At 40.1% G+C, this 14,348-nt stretch carries 11 protein-coding genes; 6 read left to right on the forward strand and 5 right to left on the reverse strand.

Translation table 11 applies throughout. The features are described 5' to 3' along the window. Window positions 1-107: 107 nt before the first annotated feature. The 3 genes from BM386_RS12085 to BM386_RS12095 all read left to right on the forward strand — a co-directional run bounded on the left by BM386_RS12085 (window position 108) and on the right by BM386_RS12095 (window position 3,019). Entirely contained in the window at window positions 108-878 is a 771-nt protein-coding gene (locus tag BM386_RS12085; RefSeq protein ID WP_091694348.1) for a YdcF family protein, read from the forward strand. A gap of 26 nt (window positions 879-904) precedes the next feature. Continuing rightward, window positions 905-1,789: a DUF72 domain-containing protein gene (locus tag BM386_RS12090; protein WP_091694351.1), complete on the forward strand. Its 885-nt coding sequence runs from the start codon at window positions 905-907 to the stop codon at window positions 1,787-1,789. Between the two features lie 108 nt (window positions 1,790-1,897). Next, window positions 1,898-3,019 (forward strand): AAA family ATPase, encoded by a 1,122-nt coding sequence (locus tag BM386_RS12095; RefSeq protein WP_091694353.1) that lies wholly within the window; start codon window positions 1,898-1,900, stop codon window positions 3,017-3,019. Between the two features lie 7 nt (window positions 3,020-3,026). On the opposite strand, the gene BM386_RS12100 is transcribed toward BM386_RS12095, so the two are convergent. From BM386_RS12100 to BM386_RS12115, 4 genes are all read right to left on the reverse strand, one after another. Beyond that, window positions 3,027-4,328: a type II toxin-antitoxin system HipA family toxin gene (locus BM386_RS12100; protein ID WP_091694356.1), complete on the reverse strand. Its 1,302-nt coding sequence runs from the start codon at window positions 4,326-4,328 to the stop codon at window positions 3,027-3,029. Next, window positions 4,322-4,657, reverse strand: coding sequence for a helix-turn-helix domain-containing protein (locus BM386_RS12105; protein ID WP_091694358.1), 336 nt, complete (start codon window positions 4,655-4,657; stop codon window positions 4,322-4,324). The genes BM386_RS12100 and BM386_RS12105 overlap by 7 nt, the downstream gene beginning before the upstream one ends. Window positions 4,658-4,798: 141 nt before the next feature. Beyond that, window positions 4,799-8,671: an AAA domain-containing protein gene (locus tag BM386_RS12110; protein WP_091694361.1), complete on the reverse strand. Its 3,873-nt coding sequence runs from the start codon at window positions 8,669-8,671 to the stop codon at window positions 4,799-4,801. Continuing rightward, window positions 8,672-9,493: an SDR family oxidoreductase gene (locus tag BM386_RS12115; RefSeq protein WP_091694363.1), complete on the reverse strand. Its 822-nt coding sequence runs from the start codon at window positions 9,491-9,493 to the stop codon at window positions 8,672-8,674. Between the two features lie 253 nt (window positions 9,494-9,746). Between BM386_RS12115 and rlmD the strand changes: the two genes are divergently transcribed. Together rlmD and BM386_RS12125 are read left to right on the forward strand one after the other, a co-directional pair. Beyond that, window positions 9,747-11,153, forward strand: a complete 1,407-nt coding sequence (rlmD, locus tag BM386_RS12120; protein WP_091694366.1) for a 23S rRNA (uracil(1939)-C(5))-methyltransferase RlmD — start codon at window positions 9,747-9,749, stop codon at window positions 11,151-11,153. Continuing rightward, entirely contained in the window at window positions 11,150-11,527 is a 378-nt protein-coding gene (locus BM386_RS12125) for a hypothetical protein (RefSeq protein WP_091694368.1), read from the forward strand. Before rlmD ends, BM386_RS12125 begins: the two co-directional genes overlap by 4 nt. 76 nt (window positions 11,528-11,603) lie before the next feature. Here BM386_RS12125 and BM386_RS12130 read toward each other — a convergent pair whose 3' ends face one another. Then, window positions 11,604-12,896 carry an aminopeptidase P family protein gene (locus tag BM386_RS12130; RefSeq protein ID WP_091694370.1) on the reverse strand — a complete coding sequence of 431 codons (1,293 nt, stop codon included), beginning with the start codon at window positions 12,894-12,896 and terminating at the stop codon, window positions 11,604-11,606. A 221-nt stretch (window positions 12,897-13,117) separates the two neighbouring features. Here BM386_RS12130 and BM386_RS12135 point away from each other — a divergent pair, with 221 nt between their 5' ends. Continuing rightward, a complete protein-coding gene (locus BM386_RS12135; protein ID WP_091694373.1) occupies window positions 13,118-14,347 on the forward strand; it encodes a M16 family metallopeptidase in 1,230 nt (409 codons plus the stop codon). The last annotated feature ends 1 nt before the right edge of the window (window position 14,348 follow it).

Below are 14,348 nucleotides of genomic sequence, written 5' to 3' on the forward strand. Positions count from 1 at the left end.
AGATTCAATTATCAAAGCTTTTCCCACGGGTAAATTGAATTTGCTCATTGAAAATTGATTATTGATCATTTCCCTCTTTTCTTTACAGCAAATACCAAATCACCTTCATGTTTTTCTATTTCTCCCAATTTCTGAGCTTTTTGGCTATGCCGCTAACAATTATCTCACTTTTATGGGTTTTTGGACTGCTCTACATCAAGAGAAAATGGGGGAAAAGATGTCTTTGGATTGGTTTGATTTTACTCTGGTTTTTTTCCAATCAGTTTATCTCCAATCAAGCCATGCTAGCTTGGGAACCCGATTTCAAGGAGTTTTCCGAAATCAAAAACCATGAAATCGGCATAGTACTTACGGGGGTAACGAACTTAAGCAAAACCGCATATGACCGCACTTTCTTCAACAAAGGCGCTGACAGGATTACCCATGCCTTGCAGCTATATCGCATGGGCAAAATCAAAAAAATACTCATCACCGGTGGACAAGGCTTAAACCCTGTCAATCCCCAATCGGAAGCTGAGCTTTTACAGCGTTTTCTAATTATGACAGGAGTTCCCGCAGAGGACATCATGATCGAAGATCAATCGAAAAACACTGCGCAAAACGCAGCATTTACTAAGGATTTTTTTGTTACAAAGGGAATCGATACTAATCAAGAATTTCTATTAATCACCTCAGCTTTTCACATGTATCGAGCGAAAGGCTGCTTCGACAAAGTTGGGTTGAAAACAGAAACATTTCCTACAGATTACTATAGCCACGATACAAAATATGATCTTCCAGCATTTTTATATCCAGGCCCTTCTTCCATTGAAAACTGGCACAAACTGTCGAAGGAATGGATTGGGATTTTGGTATATAAGATGGTCGGGTATATTTGAGATAATTAAACTCAAACTTACCAACTATGAAATTTGGCAGAACTGAACACCCTGAGAAAATTGACTTCGCCTTACCACCTGATCATCCAGATACGGCTGAGACACTTAAGAAATATAAGAGCGATGCTCCATTTGAAGTTTACGTGGGATGTGCCAAATGGAACAAAGCTGATCTTAAAGGTTTCTATCCAAGAGGCACAAAAGATGAGTTGACATATTATTCAAGGCAGTTTAATTCTATTGAGCTCAATGCGACTTTTTACAACTCACCCGACAAAAATCAGGTTGTGCAATGGAAAGAGAAAACTCCAGAAGACTTTAAGTTCTTTCCAAAAATTCCTCAGTCTGTAAGTCACTATCGCAGACTTAATGATGTTAAGAATTTGACTGAAGATTTTGCTGACTCGGTAAGTATGTTTGAAGAAAAACTCGGCATGGTCTTCCTACAAATGATTGACAATTTCAAACCAAAATTTATTGATCGGGTAGAAAGTTTTGCGCAGAATTTCCCCAAAGGAGTTCCGCTGGCAATCGAGGTTCGTAATGAAGATTGGTTCAAAGGAGAAGTCTTCGATGCTTATTTCGATATTCTAAAGAAAAATAATATCACAAATATCATCGTGGACGCCGCAGCTCGAAGGGACATGCTTCATATGCGTCTGTCTAATGATGCCGCTTTCATCCGATATGTTGGCGCAAATCATAAAAGTGATTACTCCCGACTTGAAGATTGGGTTGAAAGAATCAAAGTCTGGAGATCTCATGGCCTTCAAAAACTTTACTTTTTCATTCACCAAAACATCGAAAAGGAATCGCCTCTTCTTGCAGAACATTTCATCAAACTGCTAAACTCAGAACTTGGACTATCCCTGAAAATCCCTAATTCTCCAGACAATCCTTTTGGATTTTAGGACTCATTCTAAAAAGCTGGTGATTAGTAGTTAATTCAAGAATTTATTACGTAATTTACGTAACGTTATTTACGTAACGCACTTTGCGTAATCAATGATGTAATTATTATGAAAGAACCTTTCAATCCCTTCGTGATCAATACTTATCAAGGAAAAGACTATTTCTGTGATCGGGAAAATGATCTGAAAATACTCATTTCTCATATAGAAAATGATAGAAATGTAGTGCTTTACGCATGGAGAAGACTAGGTAAATCAGCCCTAATCCATCGTTTTTTTGAGGAATTAGAAACTTCCAAAGGTTGCGAAACGATCTATATCGATCTGCTTGCAACTCAAAATATAGATGAAGCCATACAATCCATCGCCTCAGCTATCTATGAAAAATATGGCAGGACCACTGCTGGAATAAGCGCAAGCATACAAAAGCTCTTGGCATCTATAGGAGCTACGATAAGTTTCAATGCTTTATCCGGATTGCCGGAAATAAGCATTGGCATTAATAAATCCGAGCAGCCAGGCCAATCACTAAAAGCACTTGGAGATTTTCTGCTTTCCCGCAAAAAGAGAATAGTCATCGCCATCGATGAGTTCCAGCAGATCGCTGATTACGAAGGGGCAAATGCCGAAGCTATTTTCCGCACCTGGGTACAGCAGATTCCTGAAGTCAGGTTTATCTTCAGCGGCAGTCATCGCACGCTGATGGAAGCGATATTTACTGAGAAGAAGCGACCTTTCTATCAAAGTTCGCAGTTAGAATCCCTTCAGCCCATCGCTTTGGAAGCTTATACAAAATTTATAACTGAGCACTTTCAAGCCGCAAAAAAATCCATCGAAGCTGATTCAATCGAGAAGATTTATACATGGAGCCGTGGGCAGACCTACACCGTGCAATTAGTCTGCAATCATCTTTTTGCGAACTACAAAAAAGTAAGTCTTTCAGATGTGGATGTGGTTTTTGATCAGATTCTGACCCAGCAACAGGCCGTTTTTGCCAATTTCCAAAAGATGCTCACACGAGCTCAATGGAATATCTTTCGGGCGGTTGCCAAAGAGGAACCACTACAAAATCCCTTAAGTAAAGACTTTATTCAAAAACATAATCTAGGGGCAGCAAGTACCGTAAGCACTGCATTGAAAGCTCTGGAAAGACTGGAGCTGGTAGTAAAAGACGAAGGATACTATTTAGTCCATGAAGTGCAATTGGCACGTTGGATGGCGAGACTATAGCCCTGTTTCAAGCCAAAAGCGTAGCTGCAATACTGTCTTTTAAAATTGGATCAACTCCCACTTGCTCAGCAAAATCATCCCACTTTCTAACTGCTAACTTTACTTTTTCTATCTTTTCTTCAGGCTTTTTGATATTCATTTTTCTCGCTACCTCCAAAAAATCAGAATCTTCAATTCCTTCTCTCTTTCCATTTACCATCAATGATTGCGCACTTACCCACATACTACCGAGTCTATAAGCATAGCAGATATCATAAGCAGGAGAAAGCTTCCATTTGCCATCTTTCCCCATCAGGAAAGCAAAGTTCTTTGTGTGGTCATCACAGTTTCTTGCTAGCACATTAAACACCATCCGTGCAAACATCTGCTCTGCTTCAGGATAAGATAGTCGCAACATCCGCATGGTCTCAAAAATCTGCTCGTAACTGTAATAGCCCACTTGATTGAAATCAAAATGCCGCAAACCACACAAGCTTTGCATATGGATTTTCTGACCGTCATCGCTTCGGTCAAATCGCTTGGTCATAAAATGAGCTCTCCCATTTTCTTCCAAAATCCGACATTCATTCATATCAATCCCAGCCTCCAATGCCATCAGGTAATATGCCATTTCCACTCTCCCATAGCCTACGGTCACTCCAAACTGCGAATCATGAACCCCGTCAAATTTGATAATCCAATACGAAAAACCCTTGGGAGCTTTCACCTGACCGCTTTTTACTTCTCCTGTCTTGGGATTAAAAGCAATTACCGCTTTGGCACGGGCACCGCCTGCCGACGTACCTATTTTTAGGATATCTGACAGAGCAGATTGCTCGTCAACACTCAGATTAGACTGAAAACCCTCTCTTGCATTGAGAATTTTCCCAGCGATATTGACTAGGCTGTCGATTTCCAAAGTACTTGGCTTGATAGCTTCCTCACGAAATGAAGGCCTGATTTCCAGAGCACCCACGCCCCTTTTTCCGATAAAGCAAAGCTGTTCAACAGGATTAAGACTATCCGCTGGCCTCCCATTTTTGGCGAGCCAGGCATTGATGAGCTGATTACCATATTTATCGGGAAGCATATCTGCAAGTAATCCCGGCAGCCCTTTAAACGTATCAAAAGCATCTCCCCTTGATTTTCGCAACTCAGGAAACCCATAAACTCTAGTCCCCTGTTCCAATGGCATTTTCACAGGGGAAATATCTAAACCCGAGCTGAGAAAATTCTGATTGAATTCAAAACTGCCAAGCTGCTCCGACTCGTTCCAAAGTACCGCTCCGACTAGCTTATCCCAAATCCAGATTTCGGCAGCATTTACCACTCTAATGGAGGTTTTTCGGCGGCCATATCAGAATTACGAATCCGCTGCTTTTCATGCTTCTTTTGAAGTTTAATATAAGTCATTGGACTTATTACAGACTTGATTTCAAATGATTCCAACCATTGTAATTGATCCAACACCCGAAGCACCTGTATCAGAGTAATCAGATTGACTTTTTCACCACGCTCTAATAGACTCAGTGTGGACCGGCTTATCCCCGCAGCATGCGAGAGTTGCTCTTGGGACTTATTTTGAGCCATGCGGTGATGCTTGACAAAGTCTCCTAGCTTTTGCAGAACTGCTAAATCGCTTAATTGATTATAATCCATGACTTAAATATCATTCACTACAAACAAATATACGACTTAATGAATGAATTATAACACAAACATTAAATATATAAATGAATGATAAATCACTCATTATAAGTATAATAATTACTTAACGAATGAATTATCATTCAAAATGTATCAATCACTTATAAAAGAACCTCTACTCCACTTCCATTTATAACCCCACCCCTTTTGCTCAAGCAGAATAGGATGATAAGCTAAAGCCGCTTTTGCAGTAGAAGCATTAAAAAATCGCTGATCATCCGTCAAAATCGCCTCTTGAACCTCGCTAGACTCTTTGAAAATCAAATCCATCACAGCCGAAGGAATTTCTCCTGAATAAGAAGTCTCAGACTTCAGCAGTTTATTCTTTAAACTCCAATCAATCTTATAGCCTTCAACTTTGCCATCAGGAACGGAAATAAAAGGGTTTTTACTTTGATCTTTGACAAAAGCCAAGAATTCTCTCAACAATTCTAAACCAGGATTTTTAAGTTGACTTGGCCGGAAATCAGCAGGTTCAATGCTTGAAATCACATGCATCAGCCTCCGAGACCTAGTGATAGCTACATTCAATCGATTTTCAGCACCTGACTTACCCAAAAGCCCAAAATTAGTAATCAACTTCCCTTCAGGATTTGGTGCATAGCCAAGGGATAAAATCACCTGATCAAACTCATCACCCTGCACATTTTCGATATTACGCACTTTAATAACTGTGTCCTGAAAACCAGCTTTCCAAAGTTTTTCACGGATCAATTCCATCTGGAAATAATTCCCAGTCACTATCCCGACAGTGTCTGATGGACTGGAATTCAGTATAGATTCAACTCTCAAAACAACTTCATCGGCCTCCATTTTATTTACCTGATTTGACCACATACCCTCCACTTTCTGCCAAGTGAAAGCAGGTTTTCCAGCTAATGAAGTAACATAATCAGGAAGTGTCTCCAATTGATTGTCGTAAAAATGAGTATTTGAAAAATGGATCAAAGCAGGATCAGCTGAGCGGTAATGACCTTTTAACTGATGTTTTTCAAAGAAATTCCCAGCCAATTCCAACAGCGACTCCGCTTCATATTCCAATCCTTCTTCATCCGATTCCCACTTCACCTGATAGAAATCCGAAGGTCTAAGTTGTTTTGAATCTCCTGCGACCACCACCTGCTTCCCTCGAAGCATCGCAGGTAATCCTCGCTCCACCTGACACTGGGAAGCTTCATCGAAAATCACCAAGTCGAATTTCTGACCAAGAGGAAATAAGGCAGAAACAGTTTCTGGACTAGCAAACCAACAAGGCAACAATCGAAAAACCTCATCCCCCATTTCCTCCACCAATTTCCTAATCGGCCAGCGCTGACGCTTTTTACTTACCTGATGAAGCAAATCCCGATACGTCAAACGATTACCCAGACGATTAAACTCCAAGTCGCTCACGACTTGCTCTCTAAGTCTAAGCAAAGCCATATGCTTGGAAATCTTCCGTTTTTCCAGAATTGCAGTTTTCAATTCGGACAACTCATGATGCATCTTAAGGCTTCCAGCTTCGGACAAAACCGGATTCTTAGCTTCCAAATGAGCTATCCAAGCCAAATACCATGAATTCCAAAATACCAAAACCTGATCATCCAAAGTCAAATCGGGAAAGTCAACTTCCAGCTTTTTAAAAATAGAAATTGAAAATTGGTCTACGGTCACTAAAAACCGATCAAAGGCAACCAATTCCGAAAATATCTGATTAGTCTGGAAATCGAGCTTATCTCCTGCAAATCCATTTTGTAGAATTTCTAAAATCTGTGCATCACTCAAATAAGCTTTCCAATTGTTCTTTTGGGATGAAAATGATCTGGACAGCTCAGTAATATCGCTGAGCTGAAGTCTGAAATCAATTAAATTCCAATCAGTTAAGGCATGAATATCCTGCTGCTTTTTCCATCGAGAAACCCACTCCAAAGCAGCGTTAATAAGTGCGAGTTGCCTTTCAAAAGTATCAACTGAAAGCGCTGTAAACTCCAATCCTTCAATCGTTGGAAGTTCAGAAAGTTCAATGCTTAGACCTTGCAAAACCTCCACTTCATTCTGAATCCTAGAAACCGAATCTGAGTCAAACTTCAAATTAGATTTACTTAGGATTTCGAAGGTCAACGGAAACTTACTTTTACTCAGATTTGCTTGAATTTTCCCTAACCAGGAACTGGCTTTTGGTTTCAACAAATCAAGTTCTGCTTCCAAATTTGATAGGTGTTCTGGTTTGGCATCAATTCCCAATTCCAGATGCTGAAGCTTTTCCATAACAACCAAAAGCCATTTCTGAATTTTAAGCATGCTTGATAAAAGCTTTGAATCAAAAATGGATGAAATAGCTAAATCTGACTTTTCAATCTGACCCAAGGATGATTTCAATCCCTCCACCTGATCCGAAAAATTACCATTTTCTAAAATCACCTGTGCTAAATCTGGCAGTTTATCAGTTCTTGAATTTGATCTGAATTCAGTTATCTCTTTTATACTTTGGGAAATTCTGGAAAAAACTGCTGGTTCAAAATGGGCAAAAGAAACACGGCTTTCCCAAAATGTATACTTAAACTGAGAATGGTAAGAATGGTGGATTTTATACCATTTCTCAACATCCTGAGCACGCTCATAATTCAGCTTTATTAAATCCGAATGCTCGAAGAATGGCTTTTGGAGATCAGCATTCAGATACATTGCTTTTATTGGAATGCCAGCTGTTTCTGTCTCAAAAAGCGCCATTCGAAACATCTCAAACTTCTCCGAAAGTCTGGAAATCGTCTTAGAATACTGCGAAACCTCTCGCTCCAACTGAATGGAATCAATTCCTCTATTTTGCTCCTGATAGGTCTCTATACCTTCTATTTGAGCTTTTAGCTTTTGAAATAGGATTTTTTGATCGGCCCGGAAATCATGAACCAGCCCTAAGAAATCACCAAAACCTTCTTTACTCAATCGCTCAAAAACCACATCAAGCGCAGCACGCTTTTGGGAAACCACCAACACTTTTTTCCCTCGAGAACAATAGTCAGAAACCAGATTTGCAATCAATTGGGACTTGCCAGTACCCGGCGGGCCTTCTACCACGAGGCTCTTTCCTTGTCGAACTTTCACCAGAATATTTTCCTGAGAAGCATCCAACGGGAAAACCGGAAAAAGCTGCTCTTCTCTAGGAATAGGTTGACTTTCATCACTTGCAAAATGCTTTGTAAACAACTCCTCCAGACTCAGCTCACCAAATTCCTTTTCTAGATTTTCATAATCAGTAAACAGAAAACTTCCTTTCTGAGCAAATAAACCTAAGAGAGCATAACTCTTCAACGCCAACTTCCCATCTTGAAACGTACCTGAATCCAAACTCAGTTGGGAAGTAGGAAACTGAGCTAATTGATCTTCAAATAATGATGAACTTAGCTGAATAGAGAAATTATCGTTGAGAATTTTACAAAGATCAGTTCGGAATTCGGTTGGATCAGCAATTAATTCTTGTACTTCTTGATTTAAAAGTTCAGCATCTAGCGATTTTCCATAGGCATGACTATAGGCCAAAAGAAACGCAGGGTTCCATTGCCAATCGTCTGTTTTTGAGAGTATCCAATGCCCATTTTCAAGATGCAACTTTACCCCCAAAAGCAATATTGGCGCTCGAAGGACCTGACCGTTGATTAACTTCCCTTCTACATATGGCCAACCAAGAAACAAGGACTTCTCTCCAGTCTCTTCCTGGGTCAATTGATCACGAAATGAAAGCCTGGAAAATATTTTCGAAAGAGTATTTACTCCAGCGAGGCGAGGATCAGATTCTGGTAATAATGTGATTGGCTTCTTAGAAGAAATAGCCTTTTTGATTATTTCAAAGCTATTTTCTCCATTTAAAAAATCTACTTCTTTCAGATCAACAACACCGAAACCTTCTGCCTTTGGTAAATAAAGTGACCTATTCTTGGAAGATAGATCGACGAGGCGATTTCGGTAAGTCTGAAAGATTGACTCTGGCATTTAATGGAAAGGTGAGTCTTTTTCCTTTGCCATCTGATTATAGACAATATGATCCAATCGACCAGGCATCCATTTATTAAGAAACTTCAACAACTTTCCTTGGGTAGTGAGAGTCAAATCACGCTTTCTTTTCAATGTAGCATTCAATATTTCCTCCGCCACTTCTTCAGAACTCATCATTTTGGATTCATCCCTAGGAGAATCGCCTTGGACGGAACCATGAGCTGTGAGTGCGTTTTTACGAATATTGGAAGCGGTAAATCCCGGGCAGGCCACCAACACATGTACTCCCTTTTTCATCACTTCAGTTCGAAGAGATTCGAAAAAACCATTCATCGCGTATTTACTTGCTGTATAGGCAGTTCGAGCGGGCGTACCACGAAATCCGTTGACGGAAGAAATCCCGATCACAGTACCTTTAGTCTCAAGGATTGACGGTAAGCATACTTTGGTGGCATAGACAGCTCCCCAGAAATTTGTATCCATGACTTTATGAAACACCTCTAAATCAAGATTTTCAAATAATGCCCGCATGGTTATTCCCGCATTATTAATCAGAATGTCAATTTTCCCAAATTCAGACAAAACAATCTCTGCCATTCGCTCATTGTCCGCGATCACACCAGCATCAGCGGAAATTGCCAATACAGTTATGCCCTCCGCTTCTAACTTCGCTTTGACAGCATTCAGTTTAGCTAGGTATCTCCCTGTAATTACGATTTTAGCACCTGATTTACCAAAAGCTAAAGCGCAAGATGCGCCAATTCCTGAGGAAGCTCCGGTGATGATTACAACTTTATCTTTTAGGCTATCTTTTTTCATTGATTGTGCAAAGATACTCAATTTGTGATTTTCAAATTTCAAGTTCGAGTAACGAAAACCATCTAAAATTGATTTATATCAAAAGCTCAACCAATTGGCAATTTTGCTACCGGAACAAGTCTTAACCAAAATTTCGATTTTAAAGTTTTCTAAGAGAATATTTTTTAGCCGATGGTTATAAATATGAACGATATAGATTCCAAGTTAGATTTTGCACTCATTATTACGGTCAAATTTCCCTAATTTTGCGCCCATGTCGCGAAAAATGAAAAATAAAGTGATTACCAATCTCCTTATCGAGCGTATAGCTTCGGAGGGAAAATGCTTGGGACATCATGAAGAAAAAGTGGTTTTTGTAACGGGCGTTGCTCCTGGAGATGTGGTAGATGTAAGAATCACCAAGGGAAAAAGCTCTTTTATGGAAGGCGAACCGGTGAAATTCCATGAGTATTCCAAAGAAAGAATTGAGCCTTTCTGCTCGCACTTTGGCACATGCGGCGGCTGTAAGTGGCAACATATAAATTATGACTTGCAGAAAACCTACAAGCGTCAGCAGGTTTTAGATCAGTTCCAACGAATCGCTAAAGTTGAAATACCAGAAGTGCTACCAACTCTAGGATCTGAAAAAACACGTTATTATAGAAATAAGCTTGATTTTACCTTCTCTAATAAGAAATGGTTGACCATAGAGCAAATCCACACGGGAGAAGAGTTTGACAGAAATGCACTCGGTTTTCATATCCCGAAGATGTTTGACAAAATCATCGACGTGGATCACTGCTACCTTCAAGGAAGTATCTCTAATGATGTCAGAAATGAGTTGAGAGCTTTTGCGCTAGCCAATCATTTGAGTTTCTATGACATTAGAAACCAAGTTGGACTACTTCGAAATCTAATAATCCGAACCACGAGCACTGACCAATCCATGGTTATCGTTCAGTTTGGAGAAAATGATCCGGAAGGAATTCAAAAAGTGATGGAGTTCTTAAATGAGAAATTTCCGGAAATCACCTCACTCTTATATGTGATCAATACCAAAGGAAATGAGACATTCCATGATTTGGAACTAGTCACTTTTGCCGGAAAAGACTTTATCGAAGAAGAAATGGAGGGATTGAAATTCCGTATTGGACCAAAGTCTTTCTATCAAACAAACTCCGAGCAAGCATACGAGCTATACAAAGTCGCTCGTGATTTTGCCAATTTGCAAGGAGATGAAGTGGTCTATGACCTATATACTGGAACTGGAACTATTGCCAATTTCGTTGCAAAGCAAGCTAAGCAGGTCATCGGCATCGAGTATGTACCAGCTGCGATCGAAGATGCGAAGCTGAACTCTCAAATCAACGGATTAGACAATACGCTATTCTATGCCGGAGATATGAAAGATATGCTGAACGATGAATTCATTGACAATCATGCCGCACCGGACTTGATCATCACCGATCCACCACGCGCCGGAATGGATGAGAAAGTAGTGCAGATGCTTTTGAGATTGAATGCACCGAAGATTGTGTACGTATCATGCAATCCTGCCACTCAGGCTAGAGATGTAGCGTTGTTGAGCGAAAAATATAAAGTGGAAAAAGTGCAGCCAGTGGATATGTTTCCACAAACTTACCATGTAGAAAATGTCGTACTCTTAACTCTAAAATCATGATTTCAGATTTCAACGATCCAGAATTAAGCGGGAAATACTTAGGTACAATTACCAGTGATTTTATAAAAATATCAGATGCTTTGAAGGAAGCATCGTATCAAATCAGAACTCGGAAATTCTCTGATTATCCTATTTTCCCTATCTCAAAAGATATGCAGCCAATCGGAAAAATCTTTGTGGGAAAAGAGGAAAAAGGGCTGGACTGGAACTACTTTATGACCTATGTGGATGAATTTGTTCAACGAAAACTGATCTCCGAAGAATCACTTCCTGAGTTCCAAAAAGCATACAAAGATCCGGATGAATTCTGCTGCTTGTTTGTGATGGATGGAGCTTTTACAAGTTTTGTTTACGTTCCTTATCCAAATGATTAATTCCATATATTGAAAACAAAGAAGCTTTACCATCGACAGGTAAAGCTTTTTTTCGTTTTAGGGGAACTTTAACTTCTTAGCTATTCATCAGCTCTTCGATCTCTTCAGCTTCCACAGGTATATTTCGCATGAGATCAAAATAGCCTTTGCCTTCTTGGATCACTATGTTATTCTCCAATCGAATTCCCAAACCTTCTTCCTGGATGTAGATTCCCGGTTCGACTGTAAATACCATTCCTGGTTTGATCGGTCCATGCATTGTTCCCACATCATGAACATCTAATCCCAAATGATGGGAAGTACCATGCATGAAATACTTTTTGTAAGCTGGCCAGGCTGGATCTTGATTTTTGATATCCGTCTGGTCTATCAAACCCAATCCCACTAATTCACTTTGCATGATCAGCCCAACTTCCTTATGATAATCCTGAATATTCGTACCAATTCTTAGAATGTGGGATGCTTCTTTTTGCACACGCAAAACAGCATCATACACTGCCCGTTGTCTCTCCGTAAATTTCCCGCTAACCGGAATAGTCCGAGTCATATCTGCATTGTAATTGCCATATTCTGCGCCTACGTCCATAAGCAGCATCTCGCCATCCAAACAGGCCTTGTGATTTTCTATGTAATGAAGCACACAAGCAGAAGCTCCGGAGGCGATAATCGGCTGGTAAGCAAAGCCATTACTTCTGTTTCTCACAAACTCATGCAGATACTCCGCTTCGATCTCATATTCTGTGACTCCAGGTTTTACAAAAGAAAGGATTCTGCGAAAACCTTTCTCAGTAATATCACAAGCAATCTGGAGTTGATCTATTTCTTCCCTTTCCTTCACACCTCTCAACTCATGCATAATCGGTGCAGCCCGATGATAGGTATGCAGCGGAAATTTTTCTTTGCACTCTTTGATAAATCTCGCATCCTGCGTTTCCACAACTACCCCAGCCCGCAAATGCTCGTTCGTATTCAGGTAGATGTTTTCACATAGCGCCATCACCGTATTGAAGATCTGATCAAAATTGCTTAGCCACTGGATATTCTTAATTCCTGATGCAGCTTCAGCTTCTTCCTTGGTGTATTTATGACCTTCCCAGATCGCAATATGCTCATTCGTTTCTCGAAGAAACAGCACTTCACGCATGTTAGGGTTTGGACAATCCGGCGCAACTAGCAAGATGGTTTCCTCCTGATCTATTCCTGTAAGATAGAATAAGTCATTATTCTGACGAAAGCGCATCGTTCCGTCAGCGTTGGTAGGCATGATGTCGTTTGAATTAAAAATCGCTACACTGCTTTCAGCAAGTTTGTAGCAAAATTTCTCACGATTCTTGATGTATAGGGCACTGGAAAGTGGTTGGTATTTCATATTGTTATTGTTTTTTCAATTTTCAACCCGATAGCGAGCAGGAGGAAACTCTAAATAAATATAGTCGCCTCTAGCAAGAGATTTGTATCAAGCCTGATCATCGATTTTTTCTGTTTCTGAGTTGGAAAGTTACAAATTATCAGGCGAAAATCAGGTTTGAAATTCAGCTGGAACCATTTTCCTGCTTTACTTTGTATATTACCGAGAGGGTAAATTAAAGCATGGAATTAAACATTAAAGAACTAAGTAACGGCATTCGGATTGTCCATCAGGAAGTTACCCATACCAGACTAGTTCACTGCGGGTTTATATTAGATATAGGAAGTAGGGACGAAAGCAAAGAACAAGAAGGTCTAGCTCATTTTTGGGAGCACATGGCCTTCAAGGGCACAAAAAAACGCAAAACCTTTCACATCCTGAATAGATTGGAATCTCTCGGAGGAGAACTCAATGCATACACGACCAAAGAGAAAGTTTGCTTCTATGCTTCCACTTTAAAGGAACATTACGGAAAAGCTTCCGAGTTACTTTTCGATATCACGTTCAACAGCACTTTCCCGGAAAAGCAAATTGAAAAGGAGCGCCAGGTTATTTTGGAAGAAATGGCCATGTACCGAGATTCTCCCGATGATGCAATTCAGGATGAGCTGGATGAGTTGGTGTTTGAAAATCATGCCTTGGGAAGAAATATTCTCGGGACAGAACAAACCGTCGGTAGTTTTACACAGCAGGATTTCTTTGATTTCATTTCCACCCGCTTGGATACATCCAGGCTAATATTTTCAGTGGTGGGCAATATTCCATTTAAGAAAGTTTTGCAGGGAATCGAAGGGCCTCTTTCGCAAATCCAACCCAAGAGAAGTCTATATGTAAGGAGTAGTTTCAGTAATTATACTCCGAAAGTCAAGACCCAAGAGCGAGACGTCAGTCAGTCACTTTGCGCGATTGGGAGACCCGCTTTTTCTCTTTATGACCCAAGCCGTTTTAAACTATATCTTTTGAATAATATTTTGGGCGGTCCAAGCATGAACAGCCGTCTTAATCTGATGCTGCGCGAAAAACATGGCTATGTCTATAGCATTGAATCCAGCTATCAGCCATTTTCGGATGTGGGTTTCTTTGGAGTCTATTTTGGTACAGAAGGAAAAACCCTGAAAAAAGCCCAATCTCTGGTACTCAAAGAAATGAACAAATTATCTAACACGAAGCTTGGTACTTTGCAGCTTCATATGGCTAAAGAGCAAGCAATTGGTCAAATGGCGATGGCTGAAGAAAACTACTCTGCCTTGATGCTTGTCTATGGTAAAAGTCTCCTAGACCATGGAAAAGTCGATCCTTTGGACAAAATTTTCGCACAGATCAAAAACACCACTGCAATGGATATTCAGGATATTGCTCAAGATATTTTCAACCCTGACATGCTTACTTTCCTAACTTATACGCCTCAATAAT

This window comes from Algoriphagus locisalis (assembly GCF_900116615.1).
Classification (GTDB): domain Bacteria; phylum Bacteroidota; class Bacteroidia; order Cytophagales; family Cyclobacteriaceae; genus Algoriphagus; species Algoriphagus locisalis.

What these genes read in the sequence shown, in the direction of transcription:
- rlmD (WP_091694366.1), top strand. Translation starts at nt 9,747, where the DNA reads ATGTCGCGAAAAATGAAAAATAAAGTGATTACCAATCTCCTTATCGAG.
- BM386_RS12095 (WP_091694353.1), top strand. Translation starts at nt 1,898, where the DNA reads ATGAAAGAACCTTTCAATCCCTTCGTGATCAATACTTATCAAGGAAAA.
- BM386_RS12105 (WP_091694358.1), bottom strand. Translation starts at nt 4,657, where the DNA reads ATGGATTATAATCAATTAAGCGATTTAGCAGTTCTGCAAAAGCTAGGA.
- BM386_RS12110 (WP_091694361.1), bottom strand. Translation starts at nt 8,671, where the DNA reads ATGCCAGAGTCAATCTTTCAGACTTACCGAAATCGCCTCGTCGATCTA.
- BM386_RS12115 (WP_091694363.1), bottom strand. Translation starts at nt 9,493, where the DNA reads ATGAAAAAAGATAGCCTAAAAGATAAAGTTGTAATCATCACCGGAGCT.
- BM386_RS12125 (WP_091694368.1), top strand. Translation starts at nt 11,150, where the DNA reads ATGATTTCAGATTTCAACGATCCAGAATTAAGCGGGAAATACTTAGGT.
- BM386_RS12090 (WP_091694351.1), top strand. Translation starts at nt 905, where the DNA reads ATGAAATTTGGCAGAACTGAACACCCTGAGAAAATTGACTTCGCCTTA.
- BM386_RS12130 (WP_091694370.1), bottom strand. Translation starts at nt 12,896, where the DNA reads ATGAAATACCAACCACTTTCCAGTGCCCTATACATCAAGAATCGTGAG.
- BM386_RS12085 (WP_091694348.1), top strand. Translation starts at nt 108, where the DNA reads ATGTTTTTCTATTTCTCCCAATTTCTGAGCTTTTTGGCTATGCCGCTA.
- BM386_RS12135 (WP_091694373.1), top strand. Translation starts at nt 13,118, where the DNA reads ATGGAATTAAACATTAAAGAACTAAGTAACGGCATTCGGATTGTCCAT.